Source organism: Pseudomonas sp. MWU347 (assembly GCF_017947305.1).
Taxonomy (GTDB): domain Bacteria; phylum Pseudomonadota; class Gammaproteobacteria; order Pseudomonadales; family Pseudomonadaceae; genus Aquipseudomonas; species Aquipseudomonas putida_A.
Window position 1 is genome coordinate 155,702 of record NZ_JAFGZB010000004.1, and the last position, 16,715, is coordinate 172,416.

The 16,715-nt window shown below is 61.4% G+C and carries 17 protein-coding genes; 6 read left to right on the plus strand and 11 right to left on the minus strand.

All coding sequences use genetic code 11. The features are described from left to right. Positions 1–7: 7 nt before the first annotated feature. The 6 genes from KCG87_RS10010 to KCG87_RS10035 all read right to left on the minus strand — a co-directional run bounded on the left by KCG87_RS10010 (position 8) and on the right by KCG87_RS10035 (position 8,140). Positions 8–718: an ABC transporter permease gene (locus tag KCG87_RS10010; RefSeq protein WP_097086541.1), complete on the minus strand. Its 711-nt coding sequence runs from the start codon at positions 716–718 to the stop codon at positions 8–10. Beyond that, a complete protein-coding gene (locus KCG87_RS10015; RefSeq protein ID WP_003222319.1) occupies positions 715–1,443 on the minus strand; it encodes an ABC transporter permease in 729 nt (242 codons plus the stop codon). The genes KCG87_RS10010 and KCG87_RS10015 overlap by 4 nt, the downstream gene beginning before the upstream one ends. 57 nt (positions 1,444–1,500) lie before the next feature. Continuing rightward, the gene (locus tag KCG87_RS10020; protein WP_003222321.1) at positions 1,501–2,283 is read right to left on the minus strand and encodes a transporter substrate-binding domain-containing protein; all 783 of its coding nucleotides are present in this window, start codon (positions 2,281–2,283) and stop codon (positions 1,501–1,503) included. A 425-nt stretch (positions 2,284–2,708) separates the two neighbouring features. Continuing rightward, positions 2,709–4,397: an ATP-dependent DNA ligase gene (locus KCG87_RS10025; protein WP_210558003.1), complete on the minus strand. Its 1,689-nt coding sequence runs from the start codon at positions 4,395–4,397 to the stop codon at positions 2,709–2,711. After that, the gene (locus KCG87_RS10030; protein WP_097086545.1) at positions 4,394–5,428 is read right to left on the minus strand and encodes a ligase-associated DNA damage response exonuclease; all 1,035 of its coding nucleotides are present in this window, start codon (positions 5,426–5,428) and stop codon (positions 4,394–4,396) included. The genes KCG87_RS10025 and KCG87_RS10030 overlap by 4 nt, the downstream gene beginning before the upstream one ends. Before the next feature lie 264 nt (positions 5,429–5,692). Next, positions 5,693–8,140, minus strand: coding sequence for a penicillin acylase family protein (locus KCG87_RS10035; protein ID WP_210558001.1), 2,448 nt, complete (start codon positions 8,138–8,140; stop codon positions 5,693–5,695). A gap of 342 nt (positions 8,141–8,482) precedes the next feature. Here KCG87_RS10035 and KCG87_RS10040 point away from each other — a divergent pair, with 342 nt between their 5' ends. After that, on the plus strand, positions 8,483–9,040 hold the full coding sequence (locus KCG87_RS10040) for a cysteine hydrolase family protein (RefSeq protein WP_134785583.1): 558 nt from the start codon (positions 8,483–8,485) through the stop codon (positions 9,038–9,040). A 148-nt stretch (positions 9,041–9,188) separates the two neighbouring features. Here the strand turns inward: KCG87_RS10040 and KCG87_RS10045 are convergent, their stop codons facing one another. From KCG87_RS10045 to KCG87_RS10060, 4 genes are read right to left on the minus strand one after another with little or no spacing between them, the layout of a single operon-like run. After that, on the minus strand, positions 9,189–9,392 hold the full coding sequence (locus tag KCG87_RS10045; RefSeq protein WP_003198420.1) for an SEC-C metal-binding domain-containing protein: 204 nt from the start codon (positions 9,390–9,392) through the stop codon (positions 9,189–9,191). Further along, on the minus strand, positions 9,389–9,883 hold the full coding sequence (locus tag KCG87_RS10050; protein ID WP_210557998.1) for an LEA type 2 family protein: 495 nt from the start codon (positions 9,881–9,883) through the stop codon (positions 9,389–9,391). The genes KCG87_RS10045 and KCG87_RS10050 overlap by 4 nt, the downstream gene beginning before the upstream one ends. Positions 9,884–9,926: 43 nt before the next feature. After that, positions 9,927–10,403, minus strand: a complete 477-nt coding sequence (locus KCG87_RS10055; RefSeq protein WP_027614356.1) for a YchJ family protein — start codon at positions 10,401–10,403, stop codon at positions 9,927–9,929. 4 nt (positions 10,404–10,407) lie between these two features. Then, positions 10,408–10,905 carry a DUF6231 family protein gene (locus tag KCG87_RS10060; RefSeq protein WP_027614357.1) on the minus strand — a complete coding sequence of 166 codons (498 nt, stop codon included), beginning with the start codon at positions 10,903–10,905 and terminating at the stop codon, positions 10,408–10,410. Between the two features lie 197 nt (positions 10,906–11,102). On the opposite strand from KCG87_RS10060, the gene KCG87_RS10065 reads away from it, so the two are divergent. The 4 genes from KCG87_RS10065 to KCG87_RS10080 all read left to right on the plus strand — a co-directional run bounded on the left by KCG87_RS10065 (position 11,103) and on the right by KCG87_RS10080 (position 13,800). Further along, on the plus strand, positions 11,103–11,798 hold the full coding sequence (locus KCG87_RS10065) for an OmpA family protein (RefSeq protein WP_098967546.1): 696 nt from the start codon (positions 11,103–11,105) through the stop codon (positions 11,796–11,798). A 90-nt stretch (positions 11,799–11,888) separates the two neighbouring features. After that, positions 11,889–12,611: an OmpA family protein gene (locus KCG87_RS10070; protein WP_007961895.1), complete on the plus strand. Its 723-nt coding sequence runs from the start codon at positions 11,889–11,891 to the stop codon at positions 12,609–12,611. Positions 12,612–12,773: 162 nt separating this feature from the next. Next, positions 12,774–13,049 (plus strand): DUF1145 domain-containing protein, encoded by a 276-nt coding sequence (locus KCG87_RS10075; RefSeq protein WP_027614360.1) that lies wholly within the window; start codon positions 12,774–12,776, stop codon positions 13,047–13,049. Beyond that, complete coding sequence (locus KCG87_RS10080; RefSeq protein WP_098967549.1) at positions 13,042–13,800, plus strand: hypothetical protein; 759 nt, start codon at positions 13,042–13,044, stop codon at positions 13,798–13,800. Before KCG87_RS10075 ends, KCG87_RS10080 begins: the two co-directional genes overlap by 8 nt. Before the next feature lie 182 nt (positions 13,801–13,982). Here the strand turns inward: KCG87_RS10080 and KCG87_RS10085 are convergent, their stop codons facing one another. Further along, on the minus strand, positions 13,983–14,447 hold the full coding sequence (locus tag KCG87_RS10085) for a DUF2269 family protein (RefSeq protein ID WP_095138445.1): 465 nt from the start codon (positions 14,445–14,447) through the stop codon (positions 13,983–13,985). A 99-nt stretch (positions 14,448–14,546) separates the two neighbouring features. On the opposite strand from KCG87_RS10085, the gene dinG reads away from it, so the two are divergent. Continuing rightward, positions 14,547–16,691 (plus strand): ATP-dependent DNA helicase DinG, encoded by a 2,145-nt coding sequence (gene dinG / locus KCG87_RS10090; protein ID WP_210557995.1) that lies wholly within the window; start codon positions 14,547–14,549, stop codon positions 16,689–16,691. The last annotated feature ends 24 nt before the right edge of the window (positions 16,692–16,715 follow it).

Here is a 16,715-nt window from a genome sequence, read left to right on the forward strand (position 1 = left end):
GGTTTTCCTAGTGGGTCGGCCCGAGGAATGCCAGCCATCGGCGTTCGGCGAGGCGGAACAGGCCGACCAGCGCAAAGGTAATGGTCAGGTAGATCAGCGCGGCGATGCCGAACGACTGGAAGGTCAGGTAGGTCGCCGAGTTGGCGTCCCGCGCAACTTTCAGGATGTCGGGGATGGTCGCGGTGAAGGCCACGGTGGTCGAGTGCAGCATCAGGATCACTTCGTTGCTGTAATACGGCAACGAGCGACGCAGCGCCGAGGGCATGATCACGTAGGCGTACAGCTTCCAGCCGGTCAGGCCGTAGGCCTTGGCCGCTTCGACTTCGCCATGGTTCATGCTGCGGATCGCCCCGGCGAAAATCTCCGTGGTGTAGGCGCAGGTGTTGAGGGCGAACGCGAGGATCGTGCAGTTCATCGCATCGCGAAAGAAACTGTCGAGCAACGGCTGCGCGCGCACGGCGGCCAGGCTGTAGATCCCGGTGTAGCAGATCAGCAGCTGGATGTAGAGCGGCGTGCCACGGAACAGGTAGGTGTAGAACTGCACTGGCCAGCGCACATAGAAGTGCGAGGACACCCGGGCGATCGACAACGGGATCGACACCAGAAAACCGATGAAAATCGAGGCGCTGAGCAGCCACAGGGTCATCGCCAGACCGGTGATGTTGGTACCGTCGGTATAAAGGAAGGGTTTCCAGTATTCCTGTAGGAGTTCGATCATCGTACGGCCTCCCGGGCACCGGCGGCGTAACGGCGCTCGAGCCAGCGCAGGATGACGTTGGATGCACTGGTGATCAGCAGATAGATCAAGGCGGCGAGTACCAGGAAGTAGAACAGTTGATAGGTGCTTTTACCGGCGTCCTGCGCGGCTTTGACCAGATCGGCCAGGCCGATGATCGACACCAGCGCGGTGGCCTTGAGCATTACCATCCAGTTGTTGCCGATGCCCGGCAGGGCGAAGCGCATCATTTGCGGGAACACCACGAAGCGAAAACGCTGGCCACGTTTGAGGCCGTAGGCGGTGGCCGCTTCGACCTGACCGCGTGGTACGGCGAGGATCGCCCCACGGAAGGTTTCGGTGAAATACGCGCCATAGATGAAGCCCAGGGTGATCACCCCGGCGGTAAAGGAGTCGATTTCGATGTAGTCCCACTCCATGACGTCGGTCAGGGCTGTCAGCCAGGTTTGCAGGCTGTAGAAAATCAACAGCATCAGCACCAGATCCGGCACCCCGCGAATCAGCGTGGTGTAGAGCTGGGCAGGCAGGCGCAACAGTTTGGATTTCGACAGTTTGGCACTGGCACCCAAGAGGCCGAGCAACACGGCCACCAGCAGCGACAACGCCGACAATTTGATGGTCATCCAGGTGCCTTCCAACAGCAACGGGCCGAAGCCCTTGAGGCTGAAGGCGGAGAGCCCCAGATTTTGTAAGAGGTTTTCGAACATAAATCAGCAACCTGAGCGGATGGAAAAGGCGCCCATCGAACGATGGGCGCCAGGGCATTATTTACCGCTGTACAGATTCAGATCGCCAAAGTGTTTCTTTTGAATCTCGGCGTATTTGCCGTCATCGTGTAACGCTTTGATACCTTTATCTAAAAGCGCCTTCAGCTCTTTGTTACCTTTCTTAATACCGACAGCGGTTTTGGCTGGCAGCAATTCACTGTCGACCGGCTTGCTGACTTCGTAGTTGGCGCCATCAGGCGACTTCAAAAAGCCCAATTCGGCTTGCAGCATGTCCTGGATCGAGGCGTCGAGGCGGCCGTTTTTCAGGTCGGCATAGACCTGATCCTGGTTGGCGTACGCCTGGATTTTTACCCCGGCCTTCTCCAATACGGCCTTGGCGTAGGCTTCCTGGATGGTGCCTTGCTCGTAACCGACGGACTTGCCCTTGAGGGAAGCGACGTCATCGCTCAGGCCGGAACCCTTCTTGAACACGTAGGAAGTCGGGCCGGAGAACAGCTCGCTGGAGAAGTCGATCGCCTTTTCACGGGCCGGGGTCACGGTCATCGACGAGATCACACCGTCGAATTTGTTGGCGTTGAGGCCCGGAATCATGCCGTCGAAGTCACTTTCAACCCATTTGCACTTGACCTTCAGCTCGGCGCAGATTGCGTTGCCCAAGTCGATGTCGAAGCCCACCAGGCTGCCGTCGGCAGCTTTCGACTCGAACGGTGCGTAGGAAGGATCAACGCCAAAACGCAGCTCTTTGTATTCCTTGGCCAGCGCGGAGCCGGCAGCCATGCACAACGCCAGTGCAGAAAGGGTCAGCAATGCTTTTTTCATTATTCAATCCCTAAGAACCAATATGAGCGCTTGTGGCGCAGAATTATTGTTACTGGAACGCGTACGACCTATAGAAAGTAGCAATTTCCGAACCAGAGTCCCGAACAAGTGTTTTAAAAGGTTGGGGGAGGGAGGAGGGAGAGGGAATGGTGCACGGGAATGGGCGTGGGGATTGAGCTGCACCAAGTTGGGTCGATGCAGGCATTTTTTAGTGATTCAGAATACTTGTAGCGAGGGGATTTATCCCCGAACGGCTGCGCAGCAGTCGCAAATCCGGTACACGCGGTTTACTGAAAGAATGATGGGGGGCCGCTTCGCGGCCCATCGGGGATAAATCCCCTCACCACAAGATCTCCTCACCAGAAAATCCACTCACTACAGGATGTTCATTCAGGACGATTGGAGGTTTGTCCCGGAAAACCGGGTCAGGCCAGCAAATCCTGCAACGTTGCCAGGCTATCGGCCTCATCCACCGTCTTGTCCTGCCGCCAGCGCAGCATCCTTGGAAAACGCACGGCGATCCCGCTCTTGTGCCGCCGCGACAGGGCGATGCCTTCGAAACCCAGTTCGAACACCAGACTCGGCTTGACGCTGCTGACCGGGCCGAACTTTTCCACGGTGGTCTTGCGCACGATGCTGTCGACCTGGCGCATTTCCTCGTCGGTCAGCCCCGAATAGGCCTTGGCGAACGGCACCAGCGCTCGTTGGCTGGACTCGGGCGGGCCGTCCCACACGGCGAAGGTGTAATCGCTGTACAGACTGGCGCGCCGGCCATGTCCGCGCTGGGCATAGATCAACACCGCATCGACGCTGAACGGATCGACCTTCCACTTCCACCACACGCCCATGTCCTTGGTCCGGCCTACGCCATACAGGGCGTCGCGGGCCTTGAGCATCATGCCCTCGACACCGAGGCGCCGTGAGGCTTCGCGCTGCTGGGCGAGGTCGAACCAGTCACTGCCAGTGAGAATCGGCGAGGCCAGTAACACCGGGTTGTTACCGTGAGCGATGACCTGCTCCAGTTGTGCGCGTCGTTCGGCCTGTGGGCGGTTGCGCCAGTCTTCGCCCTGCCACTCCAGCAAGTCGTAGGCGAGCACCACCACCGGCACTTCTTCGAGGATTTTCTTGTCGAGGGTTTTGCGCCCGATGCGCTGCTGCAGCAGGGCGAACGGTTGCACCGCCGGCGGTGCGCTCGATTGCGGATCGAAGGCGTCTGCGGTGCTCGGATGGGTGCTTTTCCAGACCACGATTTCGCCGTCGATTACCGTGCCGTCGGGTAACGCGTGGACCAGTGTGTCGAACTCGGGGAAACGCTCGGTCACCAGTTCTTCACCCCGCGACCAGACCCACAGCCGACCCTCGCGCTTGACCACCTGCGCCCGGATGCCATCCCACTTCCATTCCACTTGCCAGTTGCTCGCCGGCCCCAGCAGCCCTTCAAATTCCTCCACCGGTTGTGACAAGCCATGCGCGAGGAAGAACGGGTAGGGTTGGCCGCCACGTTGCGCATGTTCATCGGCGGATTCCGGCGCGATCAGTTTCAGGTAGCTGGTCGCGTTCGGCCGGTTCGACAGGTCGGTGTAACCCACCAGGCGCTGCGCCACGCGTTTGCTGTCGAGGCCGGCCATCGACGCCAGAGCGCGGGTGACCAGCAGTTTCGACACGCCGACGCGGAAACTGCCGGTGATCAGCTTGATGCACAGCATCAGGCTCGGCCGATCCAGTTGCGCCCACAGCGCGGGCAGGTGGCGGGCGAGGTATTCCGGGGTTTCACCGCGCAGTGGCAGCAGCTTGTCTTCAATCCATTCGGCAAGGCCGGCCTCGGAGCTGTGCGAATTTTCCGGGAGCACCAGGGAAATGGTTTCCGCCAGATCGCCTACGGATTGATAACTTTCCTCGAACAGCCACGGTTGCAGTCCCGAGACTTCCACTGCCAGTTCGCGCAGGATGCGCACCGGCACCAGTTGCCGCGGGCGTCCACCAGACAGAAAGTACACCGCCCATGCCGCGTCCTGCGGTGCTGCTTGAGCGAAGTAGGTTTGCATCGCCGCCAGTTTGGCATTGCTTGACGTGGTGGCGTCGAGTTCGGCGTACAGCTCGGCGAAAGCTTTCATGCTTGCACCTCGGCGATAACCGGCTCGGCGCCAATGTTCTCCTCTTCATCGTCGCCGTATTCGGTGTTGAAACCCTGCGCGTCCAGGCCTTGTTCGCGCAGATGCCGGACCAGCACGCCGATCGAGCCGTGGGTGACCATCACCCGTTCGGCGCCGGTCTGTTCGATGGCCCAGAGCAGGCCCGGCCAGTCGGCGTGATCCGACAGCACGAAACCGCGATCCACACCGCGCCGCCGGCGGGTGCCGCGCAGGCGCATCCAGCCGCTGGCAAAGGCGTCGCTGTAGTCACCGAACCGGCGCATCCAGGTGCTGCCGCCCGCCGAGGGCGGGGCGATCACCAGCGCCTGACGCATGATCGGGTCGGATTTTTTGATGTCGCCGGCGTAGATCGTCGGCGGCAGGTACACGCCGGCCTCGCGGTAGACCCGGTTCAGCGGCTCGACCGCGCCGTGGCTGAGGATCGGGCCGAGGCTGGCGTCGATGCCGTGCAGGATCCGCTGAGCCTTGCCGAACGAATAACAGAACAGCACGCTGGCCTTGCCCGCCGCGATGTTCGCCTGCCACCACTGGTTGATCTCGCTGAACACCTGCGCCTGTGGTTGCCAGCGGTAGATCGGCAGGCCGAACGTCGATTCGGTGATGAAAGTGTGGCAGCGCACCGGTTCGAACGGCGCGCAGGTGCCATCGGGTTCGATTTTGTAATCCCCCGACGCGACCCAGACTTCGCCGCCGTATTCCAGACGCACCTGGGCCGAACCGAGCACATGCCCGGCGGGATGGAAACTCAAGGTCACGCCGTGATGGGTGAGCCGCTGGCCGTAGGCGAGGGTTTGCAGGTTGATGTCCTGACCCAGACGCGCACGCAAAATCCCTTCGCTGGCGCTGCTGGCAAGGTAGTGCTGATTGCCGTTACGGGCGTGATCGCCGTGGGCATGGGTGATCACCGAGCGCTCGACCGGGCGCCACGGATCAATGTAGAAATCCCCGGCAGGGCAGTACAAACCTTCGGGGCGGGCGATAACAAGGTCCATGTCGTTACCTGAATGGAGGGCTTGTTAGCTATGAGGTTGGCGCGAGTCCGGAAGTTCTATCGATTTTCAAAGCTCCCTCACCCCAGCCCTCTCCCGGAGGGAGAGGGAGCCGACCGAGGTGTCTGGCGAGCTTCATCGGCCTGAAAGTCCGCGTCGATTATGGATTCGGCGCGACGGTTCAGGTCGGTGTATTGCGAAAGAACAACTCCGTCGGTCCCCTCTCCCTTGGGAGAGGGTTAGGGTGAGGGGCTTTTGATCTGTGCCTTACTTGCCGGGGGTCAGGGTCAAACGCGTCTTGCCATACACCCGGTCAAAGTTCTGCGGCTGCATCGGCAAGCCGATGTACTGACCCTTGAGCCAAGCGTCGATGCCGTTGAGGTAGTTCGGGCTGGCCGGGTTGCCGGACTGGCCGGTGCCGTTCTGCCCCATCAGCGGCTCAGCCTGGCTGAAATCGACGATGAACCGCATCGACGGCGCCCGCGTGGTGTTGAAGTCCTTGCCCCAGGTAAACGCCGAGGTATTGAGCGTGGTGTGATCGCCACCGGCTGCCAGCGGGCCGCGAACGGTCTGGCCGTTGGCGTTTTTCCACGTGTAGCTGTGCAGTTTGCCCCACTGCCAGGCCTTGTGATCGCCACCCAACTGACTGTCGCCAGCGTTGATCGCGGCGGCCAGACTGCGCGCCAGAATCACGGCTTTGTCTTCTTTCTGCGGGGTACGCAAGTCATCCCAGAACGGGCTGTCTTCGCGCCCGAGCAGGTGATCGGCCTGCGCCGCGTAGGACAAGTCGCCATTGGCAACAAAGGCTTTCCACGCCGGACTCGACTCGGGGCCGAGCTCATCGAGGAAGATCTGCTTCATGCTTTCTTGCAGGAACAGTTCATAGATCGCCGCATCCGCCGAGGTCGGGCTGAGCTTGCCGTCAAACGCCATCAATCGGGTGAACGCCTCGCGCGCCTTGTTGCGATCGGCTTCCGGCAGGGCGTCGATCGCCTGTTTCAGCGGCTGCTTCATGCCCGGCGCTTCAAACATTTTCTTCAGCTTGGCAGCGAAGGTGGTGGTCTGGTCGTACTGCATGGCGATCACGCTGCGACCGTCCTGTTTGCCGCTGTTGGCCAGTTCCGCCAAGCGCTCACCGCGCTCCGGCGCCGCCCACGAGTTGGACAACTGCATGCCGTAGCCGTGAGGAATGACCCGCTGGTTGGCGGTGCCGAGCCAGCCCTGGGTCGGATCCTGATCGTACGGGTGCAACATCGGGTCGGCGTAACCGTCCCAGTCATAACGACCTTCCCAGCCCGGCGATGGCAGCAGGCCTTCGCCTTCGCGCCGGTTGGGGAAACGCCCGGTGACCTGCCAGCCGATGTTGCTGGCGTCGGCGAATACCATGTTCAGGGCGATGGCGCGGATCTCGCGGCTGGCGTCTGACGCGCGTTCAACGTTCTGCGCACGGGTCAGGTCAAAAAATGCGTCCAGCGATTTGTCGTCGGTGAAGCTCGGGGTTTGCAGGGCCAGACCAAAACCGTTGCCCTGTACGGCCTGAGCACTGTTGAGCAGCGCGCCGTGGCGGGTTTCGTACACCGCTTCGCGAATTGGTCGCTGGCCTTTGACGAAATAGGTTTCGTTGCGCACGCCCAGCGGCTGCCATTTGCCATTGACCTCATAGGTCAGGCTGTTGCCCTGACGGCGGATTTTTTCCAGGAACAGGTCCTGATTGTCGCCGAGCACGCTGGTGGCGCTCCACGCGACTTTGCCGTTGAAACCGTCGAGTATCATCGGCAGACCGGCGACGGTGACACCGGCAGCCTGATATTTCGGCGCGCGTATCTGCACGAAGCTCCACAGCGACGGTGCCGCCAGCGGGCCATGGCTGTCGCTGGCCAGAATGCTCTTGCCGCTGCGGCTGCGCTGCGGGGCGATCGCCCAGTTGTTCGACGTGCTGGCGCCCAGCAGATTCATCGCTGCCAATTGCTGGCTGGCATTGCTCAGCTCGGTGAGACCGGGGATCTGCCCGTTGAGCTTGAGGCCTTGCAGCTTGTCGGCCTCGGCCAGCGGCAGATTTTCATCGGGTGCGGACGGGGTCAGCCAGGCGAGTTTGTCGCTGGTCACGGTTTGCGCCAGCACCAGGGATGAGATCTCTTCCGGCAGGTTGGCCGACTGGCTGAAGTTCAGCAACGCGAACATCAGCGCCGAATCTTCCGGTTTCCAGTATTCCGGCTTGTAGCCGCTGGCGGCGAGATCGCCCGGCAGTTTGTCGGCGTAGCGGAACAGGTAGGCGTTGACGCCCCGCGCATAGACTTCGAAGAAACGCTTGAGGCGTGGCGACGAGGCCTTGTACAGCTCGTCGGCGCTTTTCTTCAGGTTGACCGCGCGCATGTAGCGGTCGGCGTCGAGCATCGAGGCGCCGGACATTTCCGCCAGACGCCCCTGGGCCAACAGGCGCAGGGTGACCATCTGGTTGATGCGGTCGCTGGCATGCACGTAACCGAGGGTGAACAGTGCGTCGTGGAAGCTGTTGCTTTCGATCAACGGCATGCCCATGGCATTGCGTCGCACCGAAACGTTCTGCGCCAGACCCTTGAGCGGTTGCACGCCGGAGGTGGGCGGGAGGGTGTCCTGCGCGTTCCAGGTCTGGCAACCGGACAGGCTCAAGACACCGGTCACTGCTGCGGCAACGCCGAACCGGGGAAGAAAATGTGTAAGGGCTGGCGAGGCCATGGCAAAGCTCCTGCGGGGGTGTAGAGGCTGGGGGCGCAATAAAGCCGCTACGTTAGTGAGCAGGAGATGGCCGCGCAAGCGGGGGACAAACTTATTTGTGAGGTGTGACAGAACCTGTGGTGAGGGGATTTATCCCCGATGGGCAGCGCAGCAGCCCCAAACCTGCCATCTCGGTGGGTCAGCTCTGTCTCGGTTGCAGGAATTAGGGCCGCTTCGCTGCCCATCGGGGATAAATCCCCTCACCACAAAGCGCTTCAATCTGCCGTGTTCGATAGCTTGCTTAATAAGTGGCGGTGATGCTGAACTGCGGAGCTCACTGACCCCGCATGAGAAAAAAACGCCATGGAGCTCAAGGCCAACGCCGCACTGATCATCATCGACCAGCAACAAGGCATTCTGCAGCCGCGACTGGGTAGGCGGAATAATCCACAGGCCGAAGAACGCATGCTCGATTTACTGAGGGCGTGGCGCAGTAGCGGGCGGCCGGTGATTCATGTGCAGCATCTGTCGCGTGAACCGGATTCGGTGTTCTGGCCCGGGCAGTCAGGGGTGGAATTTCAGCAGCGATTCATGCCGCAGGACGGTGAATGGCTGATCCAGAAACAGGTACCGGATGCGTTTTGTGCCACGGGGCTGGAAGCGCAGCTGCGTGAGGCGGGGATCGGGCAATTGATCATTGTTGGTGTAGCGACCAACAACTCGGTGGAATCCACAGCGCGCACGGCGGGCAATCTGGGGTTTGAGGCGTGGGTGGCGGAGGATGCGTGTTTCACCTTCGACAAGGCCGATTATTTCGGCACACCGCGTTCAGCCGAAGAAGTGCACGGGATGTCGCTGGGGAATGTGCACGGGGAGTATGCGACGGTGGTCAGCGCTGCGCAGATTCTGGCGGCTGTCTGAACATTTTGGGGTGAATGTACCGGCCCATTCGCGAGCAAGCCCGCTCCCACAGTCGACTGCGTTCAGTCAGCGGGAACGCGGTCAACTGTGGGAGCGGGCTTGCTCGCGAAGGCAATGTGTCAGGCGAAAAATATCTTCACCTGAAGCATCAAGCGCCGTGGCACTTCTTGAATTTCTTGCCGTTGCCGCATGGGCAAGGGTCGTTGCGGCCGACGTCTTTCAGGGCGTTGCGCACCGGTTCCTGGTGGGCGTGGCCGCAGTTCGGGCCGTGGACATGGCCATGATCGTGATCGTGATGATGGTCATGATCGTGGTTGCAGTCAGGGCCATGGACATGAGGTTGCTGAGTCATCGGTTGTGCTCCGGAATTAAATCGGCGGGGATTATCACGCCATTGCGCTCCAGGTGCACGTAGTGGGCGATGAATAAACCGGTTTCCATCTCGCCCTGCAATCGATAGGGCACCTGCTGGTGCTGACTTTTCAGCATTTTCACCACGTCCTTGACCCGCGGCCACAGGTTGGTGCGGATCGGTATCCGATAGAACGCGCTGCTTTTGGGGGGCACGGTGATCCAGTGTTCATGTTCGCCTTCGGCCAGCAGCAGATCCGCCAGATGAATGCGATATTCCATACCGCGCACGGTCAGGTCGCTGTCGTTGGGGTTGTCGATCCGAAAGTGCAGGATGAATTTCTGTTCGAGCAACTTGGCCCGCACTACCTCGACTTTCACCAGGTGCACGGCGGGGTCGACGCTGTCGTCGCTGAACCATGAGGCGCAACCGCCGAGGTTCAGGATCAGCATCAATAACAAGCCATGCAGTGTGCGACAGTGACCGAGCATCGAAAAAACTCCCTTTGTGCCCCAGTCTAGTCGGCACTTCCCTTTATGCGCCGAAATACCCCGCACAGCACTTCTTGAACTTCTGCCCGCTGGCACACGGGCACGCGTCATTGCGCCCCAGCTTCAACTGCACGGTCGGGTCGATGAAGTACCAGCGCCCGGCGTTTTGCACGAACGAGGAGCGCTCGCGGTGGCTGTGTTCGCCCTGGCTGTCGTGCCAGCGCGCGGTAAAGGTGACGAAGGCATGCTCGGGTTGGCCGCCGAACACTTCCGAGCTTTCGACCTCAAGGCCGAGCCAGGTGCTCTGCGCGCTCCAGGCGCTGATCGACTGGCGATCCAGACCGGCCTGCTGGGCGGGCAGGGTGGTGGCCACCAGATAATCGATCAGCCCCAGCACGTAGGCGCTGTAGCGCGAACGCATCAGCGCTTCGGCGCAAGGCGCCGGGTGGCCTTCGTGATAGTGGCCGCAGCAGGCCTCCAGCAGGTTGCCGCTGCCGCACGGGCAAATGGCTGTACTCATTGCATTACCACCAGTATTTGCCGAAGTTTTCCGGATTGGCCCAGAATCGCGAGTTGAGCCAGTCGGGGACTTGTTTGTAGTCAAGCAGATCATAGGTGAACAGGGTCAGTACCTGATCGTCACGCTGGAAGCGTTCACTGGCCTGCAGCGCCAGCGAGTAGAAATCGGTTTCCTGCCAGCCGCTGGCCGGCAGATCCGCCAGCACTGCAATGCGGCTGGCGTTGAGGTTGCGAATCCCGCCCAGCAGATTCAAGCCGTCACGCTTGGGCAGGTGCTCAAGGCAATCGACCACCAGCGCCAGGTCGAAGCGCCGCGCCGCGAGTTCGGCGGGCAATGCACCGGGTGCGGCGTGGGCCACGCAGGTGTCCGGATGTGCCTGCTTGAAAGCGGCGAGCGCCGGAAATTCGCTGGCGCCGATCAGCAGTAAACGCGCCGGGGCATAGCGATCCAGTAAAGCAGCCAGCGCCTGTTGCGGCGTGCGCGAAGAAATGGCGACGTTCATCGAAGCTCCTCAATCAGATCGCCAAGACTAGCGCGCCAGACGGATCCGGCCTAGACCCCGAATTGCCGCGCCTGGCAAAAGTGCCGAATCCCTGTGAACACGGTCCCAAATGCCAGTGGCCTATTGCTGGCGGAGATTAAAACTCCGGTCTTTACTCCGTGAATCGGTTCTAAGCCGATCCCTCAGGAGAAAACCAGATGAGCATAGTTCGGACAGCATTACCTTTGATTCTGCTAACCAGTGTGTTGACTGGTTGCGCAGGTTTGCAGAAAACCGACTGGCCGACCTGTGCGGCGGTCGGTGGTGTAGTCGGTGCCGGTCTCGGCGCGACGGAAAGTTCGGCGTGGGCCGGTTATGGCGCGCTGGTGGTCGGTGGTACGGCAGCCGCCTATTGCTGGGTGCACGGTGATGGCGACGAAGACGGCGATGGTGTGCCGGACAGTCGCGACAAGTGCCCGCACACGCCTAAAGGCGTGCAGGTCGATGCTGACGGCTGCCCACCACCTGCCCCTGCGCCAGTGGTAGAAGAGGCCGTTGTGGTCAAGGAAGAAACTATCGTCATTCGCGATGTGCACTTCCAGTTCGACAAAGCCACCCTGACCGGCTCCGACAAACAGGTGCTGGATAAAGTCGCCACGCGCCTGAAACAAGAGTCGTCCACGGCGCAACTGACCGTGACCGGCCACACCGACAGCGTCGGCAGCGATGCCTACAACAAAAAACTGTCGGATCGCCGTGCGCACTCGGTGGTGGAATACCTGATCCAGCAGGGTGTGCCGCGTGCCAGCTTCGTTTCGGTCTCGGGCATGGGTGAAAGCCAGCCAGTGGCGGATAACAAAACCGCAGACGGTCGCGCACAGAACCGTCGTACCGAAATCAAAATCGTCCGCTAGCCCCTCTCGCATCCGCGGCTTGTGCAGTCGCGGATGCGGGTCTTTACTCCTGTGTAACCGGTATGGGCCGGTGACACAGGAGCTTTCACAATGACTGTTTTCTCAAGGTCCGTCTTGCCGGTGCTGCTGCTGGGCAGCCTGCTCACCGGTTGCGCCACTCATAGCGATGGCGATGCCCCCCTCAATCAACGTACGTGGCCGATCTGCAGCCTGATCGGCGGGCTGGTCGGTGGCGGTCTTGGCGCCATTGAAAGTGGCGGCTGGGCCGGTGGCGGTGCGGCGTTGGGGATTCTGACTGGCGGGCTGATCTGTTATGCCCAGGATGGCGATGAAGACGGCGATGGCGTGTTCGACCGCCGCGACCGTTGCCCTGACACCCCGGCCAATACCCCGGTCGATCATCGCGGCTGTCCGCTGCCGCAATATCCGGTCACTGCAAAAGCTCCCGAACCTGCGCCGCAATCGGAAGTCATCACCCTCAGCGATGCCGGTAATGTGTTGTTCGATTTCGACAAGTCGGATCTGACCCCGGCCGCCAAGGCCCAGCTCGATACGCTGATGGACAAATTGCGCAACGCCGACGTGGTCAGCATCAAGGTTATCGGCCATACCGACAGCAAAGGTTCGGACGCCTACAACCAGGCACTGTCGGAACGACGCGCCAGCAGCGTGGCGGCGTACCTGCTGAGTCAGGGCCTGGCGCCGGACAAACTGACCAGTGAAGGGCGCGGCGAGAGCGAGCCGGTGGCTGACAACGCAACGGACGAGGGACGGGCAAAAAACCGTCGGGTGGAGTTGCATATCAATCGCTAGGACTTGTCTGTAGTCCGCAGGCTAGAGCTGCCGGTCGACGATCGTCGTCGAACCGGCAGCGATCCGACGACTGACAAATGTTTTTTCTTTTGCCCCTCTGGCTTATCCCCCGCGTAAGCCGTTACTGTGCGCCCAAAGAATAATTCCGACACGGGGGAGCGTATGAAGGTTTTCTGGGGGCTGGGGCGTTTGCTGACCCTGCTGTTCTGGTGCGTGGTGGTGGTCAATCTGCTGCTGCCGTTTGTGCATCCGCTGCATGCGCTGGTCAATCTGGCCGGTGCCTCGCTGCTGGCGCTGCATGTGCTGGAGTTGCTTTTCTCGCGCCTCAAAGGGCGTCCCAACCCGTGGCGCGACCGTCTGCGCATCCTGCTGTTCGGCGTTTTTCACCTGCAAACCATCCCGGCCCCGGCCGCTCCGGAGGCTTCTTCCCATGCGTAAACTTTGCCTGCTCGCTGCACTCATCAGTCCTCTGGCCTGCGCCCAGGTGGTCAGCGTCGAAACCAACTCCCTGATGCGTTTGCCCAACACCGCCAGCACCTTGCAGCTGGAACGGCTGGACGTGGCGGACTATGGCACCTTGCTGATTCCTGCCAATGTGACCGAGCTGACCGTCGGCGAATTGCGCCTGGGCCATGAAGCGCGCATTGCGATCGTCCCGAGTGAACAGGCGCTGGACATGAAAGTCATTCGTGCCGAACTGTCCGAAGGCAGCCTGATCACCGCACGTGGCGCGCCGGGCACCTATGAAAAAGCCGCCCGTGCCGGGCGCAATCTGAATTTGCAGTTCAAGGCACTGAACGCGCCAAAACTGTTTGTCGATGCCCGTGGCGGCACCGGCGCACCGGGTTTCGTCGGCCTGGATGGCGGCAACGGCGAAGATCCGGGCTGTACCTGGGGCGCGGCCGGTCATGGTTTTGATGGCAGCAACGGCAGCGACGGTCAGCCGGGCGCACCGGGTGCGTTGGTGCGTCTTGAAGTGCCGCGCGAGTTTCCGGCCGAGCTGATCAAGGTCAACGTTGCGGGCGGCGCCGGTGGTCCAGCGGGTGTTGGCGGCAAGGCGGGCAAGGGCGGCCAGTCCAAGGGCTGCCTGGTGTATCGCGCCGATGGCGGCAAGAACGGCAAGGCCGGTGCGGATGGTCAGCCTGGGCCGGTGGGTGCGGCGGGGGCTGTGACCGTACAGCGCCTCTGAATAACCGCGCTATTCACAATTGTGGTGAGGGGATTTATCCCCGATGGGCTGCGAAGCAGCCCACTCCAGATAGCGCGTTTCTTCAGATTGAACGCGTCAGCTGATTTGGGGCCGCTTCGCGCGCCATCGGGGATAAATCCCCTCACCACAACAGTGTTCACAGCGCAAAAAAATGGGGTGGGTCAGAACATCGGCCGCGCCGCCGCAATCGCCACCAGCACCAACCCGACAATCAGGTTGATCCCCACCACCCGGCGAATCCGCCCCAGCACTGCCGCGCCCGCCGGCCAGTCCTTGGCTTCCACCGCTTTACGCAATTCCGGCAGCATCAAACCCTGAATCCGGATGAACAGCGCCGTCATCACCACGTATAGCCCGATCATCACCTGGACGTACTTCGGCGCGGTCTCGAAACCGACCTGCTGTAAATGCAACATGCCCACGCCGCTGATCGGCAACAGGATCACCGCGACCCAGACCCAGCGGAAAAAACCTTGAAACACTTCCACCCACAAGGTCAGGCGAGCAGGGCCGTCGAGAGCCTTGACCGCCGCCGGGCGCAGGACCATCCAGGCGAAAAACATGCCGCCGACCCAGACCAGGGCGGACAGGACATGCAGCGGATAAACGAGGCTAAAAGGTGTCATTGGGGCACTCCGTTCTGCGCGGGATTAATTAGCGGGGTATGATAGCCGCCATCCGAAACCACTGAAAATTTATCCAGCGTTTTTAGCGCCCGACAATCAATGATCAGCACTGAACTCAAAACCACGATCCAGGGCGCCTATTCGCGTTTTCTTGAAGCCAAGAGCCTCAAGCCGCGTTACGGCCAGCGCCTGATGATCGCTGAAATCGCCAAAGTCCTCGGGGATATCGACACCGACGACGAAGGCCGGCGCAGTGGCGACCCCGCGATTGTCGCGGTGGAAGCCGGCACCGGTACCGGCAAGACCGTGGCCTACAGCCTGGCGGCAATCCCCACGGCGAAACTGGCCGGCAAGCGCCTGGTGATCGCCACCGCGACCGTGGCTCTGCAAGAGCAGATCGTCTACAAGGACTTGCCCGACCTGATGCGCAACAGCGGGCTGAACTTCAGCTTCGCGCTGGCCAAGGGCCGTGGCCGCTACATGTGCCTGTCCAAGCTCGACATGCTGCTGCAGGAAGGCCACGCGCAAACCGCCACCGCCCAGTTGTTCGAAGAGGAAGGCTTCAAAATCGAGGTCGACGAGGCCAGTCAGAAGCTGTTCACCAGCATGATCGAGAAACTCGCCGGCAATAAATGGGACGGCGACCGCGACAGCTGGCCCAACGCGCTGGAAGATGCCGATTGGGCGCGCCTGACCACCGATCACAGCCAGTGCACCAACCGCCACTGCCCGAACTTCGGCCAATGCGCTTTCTACAAGGCGCGCGAAGGCATGGGCAAGGTCGACGTGATCGTCACCAACCATGACATGGTGCTGGCTGACCTCGCCCTCGGCGGCGGCGCGGTACTGCCTGACCCGCGTGACACCATTTACGTGTTCGACGAAGGCCATCACCTCCCGGACAAGGCCATCGGCCACTTCGCCCACTACACGCGTCTGCGTTCCACCGCCGACTGGCTGGAAACCACCGCGAAGAACCTCACCAAATTGTTGGCCCAGCATCCGCTGCCGGGGGATCTCGGCAAGCTGATCGAGCAAGTGCCCGAGCTGGCGCGCGAGATCAAGACCCAGCAGCAGTTCATGTTCACCGCGTGCGAGCAGATTTCCGATTTCAAACCCGGCGAAGACGTCGAAGGCCGCGAGCGGCCACGCCATCGTTTCGTCGGCGGGGTGATTCCCGAGCACATGCGCGAAATGGGCATCGAGTTGAAAAAGGGCTATTCGCGGCTCAACGATCTGTTCACCCGCCTGACCGACCTGCTCAAGGAAGGCATGGACGGCGAGGTCAACATCGGCATCGCCAGCAATCAGGCCGAGGAGTGGTATCCGCTGTTCGGCAGCCTGTTGTCGCGGGCTTCGGGCAACTGGGAGTTGTGGACCGCGTTCACCGCCGAAGACCCGGAAGACAGCCCGCCTATGGCCCGCTGGCTGACGCTGGCGGAAAGCGGTTCGCTGTTCGACATCGAGGTTAACGCCAGCCCGATTCTCGCCGCCGAGACCCTGCGCCGCAGCCTGTGGAACGTGGCCTACGGCTGCCTGGTGACCTCGGCAACCTTGACGGCACTGGGCACTTTCGACCGTTTCCGCATGCGCGCCGGCCTGCCGAAAAAAGCCGTCACCGCCGTGGTGCCGAGCCCGTTCCATCATGCCGACGCCGGCGTGCTGCGGGTGCCGGATCTGAAGGCCGACCCACGCGACGCCGCAGCTCACACCGCGGCGATCATCCGCGAGTTGCCGGATCTGGTCGAAGGCTCGCGCGGCACGCTGGTGCTGTTCTCTTCGCGCAAACAGATGCAGGACGTGTTCGATGGCCTCGACCGCGACTGGCGCAAGCAAGTGTTCATTCAAGGCAACCTGTCGAAACAGGAAACCCTGAACAAGCACAAGGCGCGGGTCGATGGCGGCGATTCCAGCGTGCTGTTCGGTCTTGCCAGTTTCGCCGAAGGGGTGGACTTGCCGGGGGCGTACTGCGAGCACGTGGTGATCGCCAAGATCCCGTTCTCGGTGCCGGACGACCCGGTCGAGGCGGCGCTGTCGGAGTGGATCGAGGCCCGGGGCGGCAATCCGTTCATGGAAATCTCGGTGCCCGATGCCTCGCTGAAACTGGTTCAGGCCTGCGGGCGTCTGCTGCGTACCGAAGAAGACCGCGGCACCATCACCTTGCTCGATCGGCGCCTGGTCACCCAGCGCTACGGCAAGGCGATCCTCAATGCGTTGCCGCCATTCCGTCGTGAAATATCCTGAGACAACGGTGGGCAGTTTTGCCCG

Bases quoted from the DNA above. Each gene is read 5' to 3' on its own strand.
- KCG87_RS10015 (WP_003222319.1), bottom strand. From the start codon at position 1,443: ATGTTCGAAAACCTCTTACAAAATCTGGGGCTCTCCGCCTTCAGCCTC.
- KCG87_RS10040 (WP_134785583.1), top strand. From the start codon at position 8,483: ATGGAGCTCAAGGCCAACGCCGCACTGATCATCATCGACCAGCAACAA.
- KCG87_RS10045 (WP_003198420.1), bottom strand. From the start codon at position 9,392: ATGACTCAGCAACCTCATGTCCATGGCCCTGACTGCAACCACGATCAT.
- KCG87_RS10030 (WP_097086545.1), bottom strand. From the start codon at position 5,428: ATGGACCTTGTTATCGCCCGCCCCGAAGGTTTGTACTGCCCTGCCGGG.
- KCG87_RS10075 (WP_027614360.1), top strand. From the start codon at position 12,774: ATGAAGGTTTTCTGGGGGCTGGGGCGTTTGCTGACCCTGCTGTTCTGG.
- KCG87_RS10010 (WP_097086541.1), bottom strand. From the start codon at position 718: ATGATCGAACTCCTACAGGAATACTGGAAACCCTTCCTTTATACCGAC.
- dinG (WP_210557995.1), top strand. From the start codon at position 14,547: ATGATCAGCACTGAACTCAAAACCACGATCCAGGGCGCCTATTCGCGT.
- KCG87_RS10080 (WP_098967549.1), top strand. From the start codon at position 13,042: ATGCGTAAACTTTGCCTGCTCGCTGCACTCATCAGTCCTCTGGCCTGC.
- KCG87_RS10065 (WP_098967546.1), top strand. From the start codon at position 11,103: ATGAGCATAGTTCGGACAGCATTACCTTTGATTCTGCTAACCAGTGTG.
- KCG87_RS10025 (WP_210558003.1), bottom strand. From the start codon at position 4,397: ATGAAAGCTTTCGCCGAGCTGTACGCCGAACTCGACGCCACCACGTCA.
- KCG87_RS10020 (WP_003222321.1), bottom strand. From the start codon at position 2,283: ATGAAAAAAGCATTGCTGACCCTTTCTGCACTGGCGTTGTGCATGGCT.
- KCG87_RS10060 (WP_027614357.1), bottom strand. From the start codon at position 10,905: ATGAACGTCGCCATTTCTTCGCGCACGCCGCAACAGGCGCTGGCTGCT.
- KCG87_RS10070 (WP_007961895.1), top strand. From the start codon at position 11,889: ATGACTGTTTTCTCAAGGTCCGTCTTGCCGGTGCTGCTGCTGGGCAGC.
- KCG87_RS10050 (WP_210557998.1), bottom strand. From the start codon at position 9,883: ATGCTCGGTCACTGTCGCACACTGCATGGCTTGTTATTGATGCTGATC.
- KCG87_RS10055 (WP_027614356.1), bottom strand. From the start codon at position 10,403: ATGAGTACAGCCATTTGCCCGTGCGGCAGCGGCAACCTGCTGGAGGCC.
- KCG87_RS10085 (WP_095138445.1), bottom strand. From the start codon at position 14,447: ATGACACCTTTTAGCCTCGTTTATCCGCTGCATGTCCTGTCCGCCCTG.
- KCG87_RS10035 (WP_210558001.1), bottom strand. From the start codon at position 8,140: ATGGCCTCGCCAGCCCTTACACATTTTCTTCCCCGGTTCGGCGTTGCC.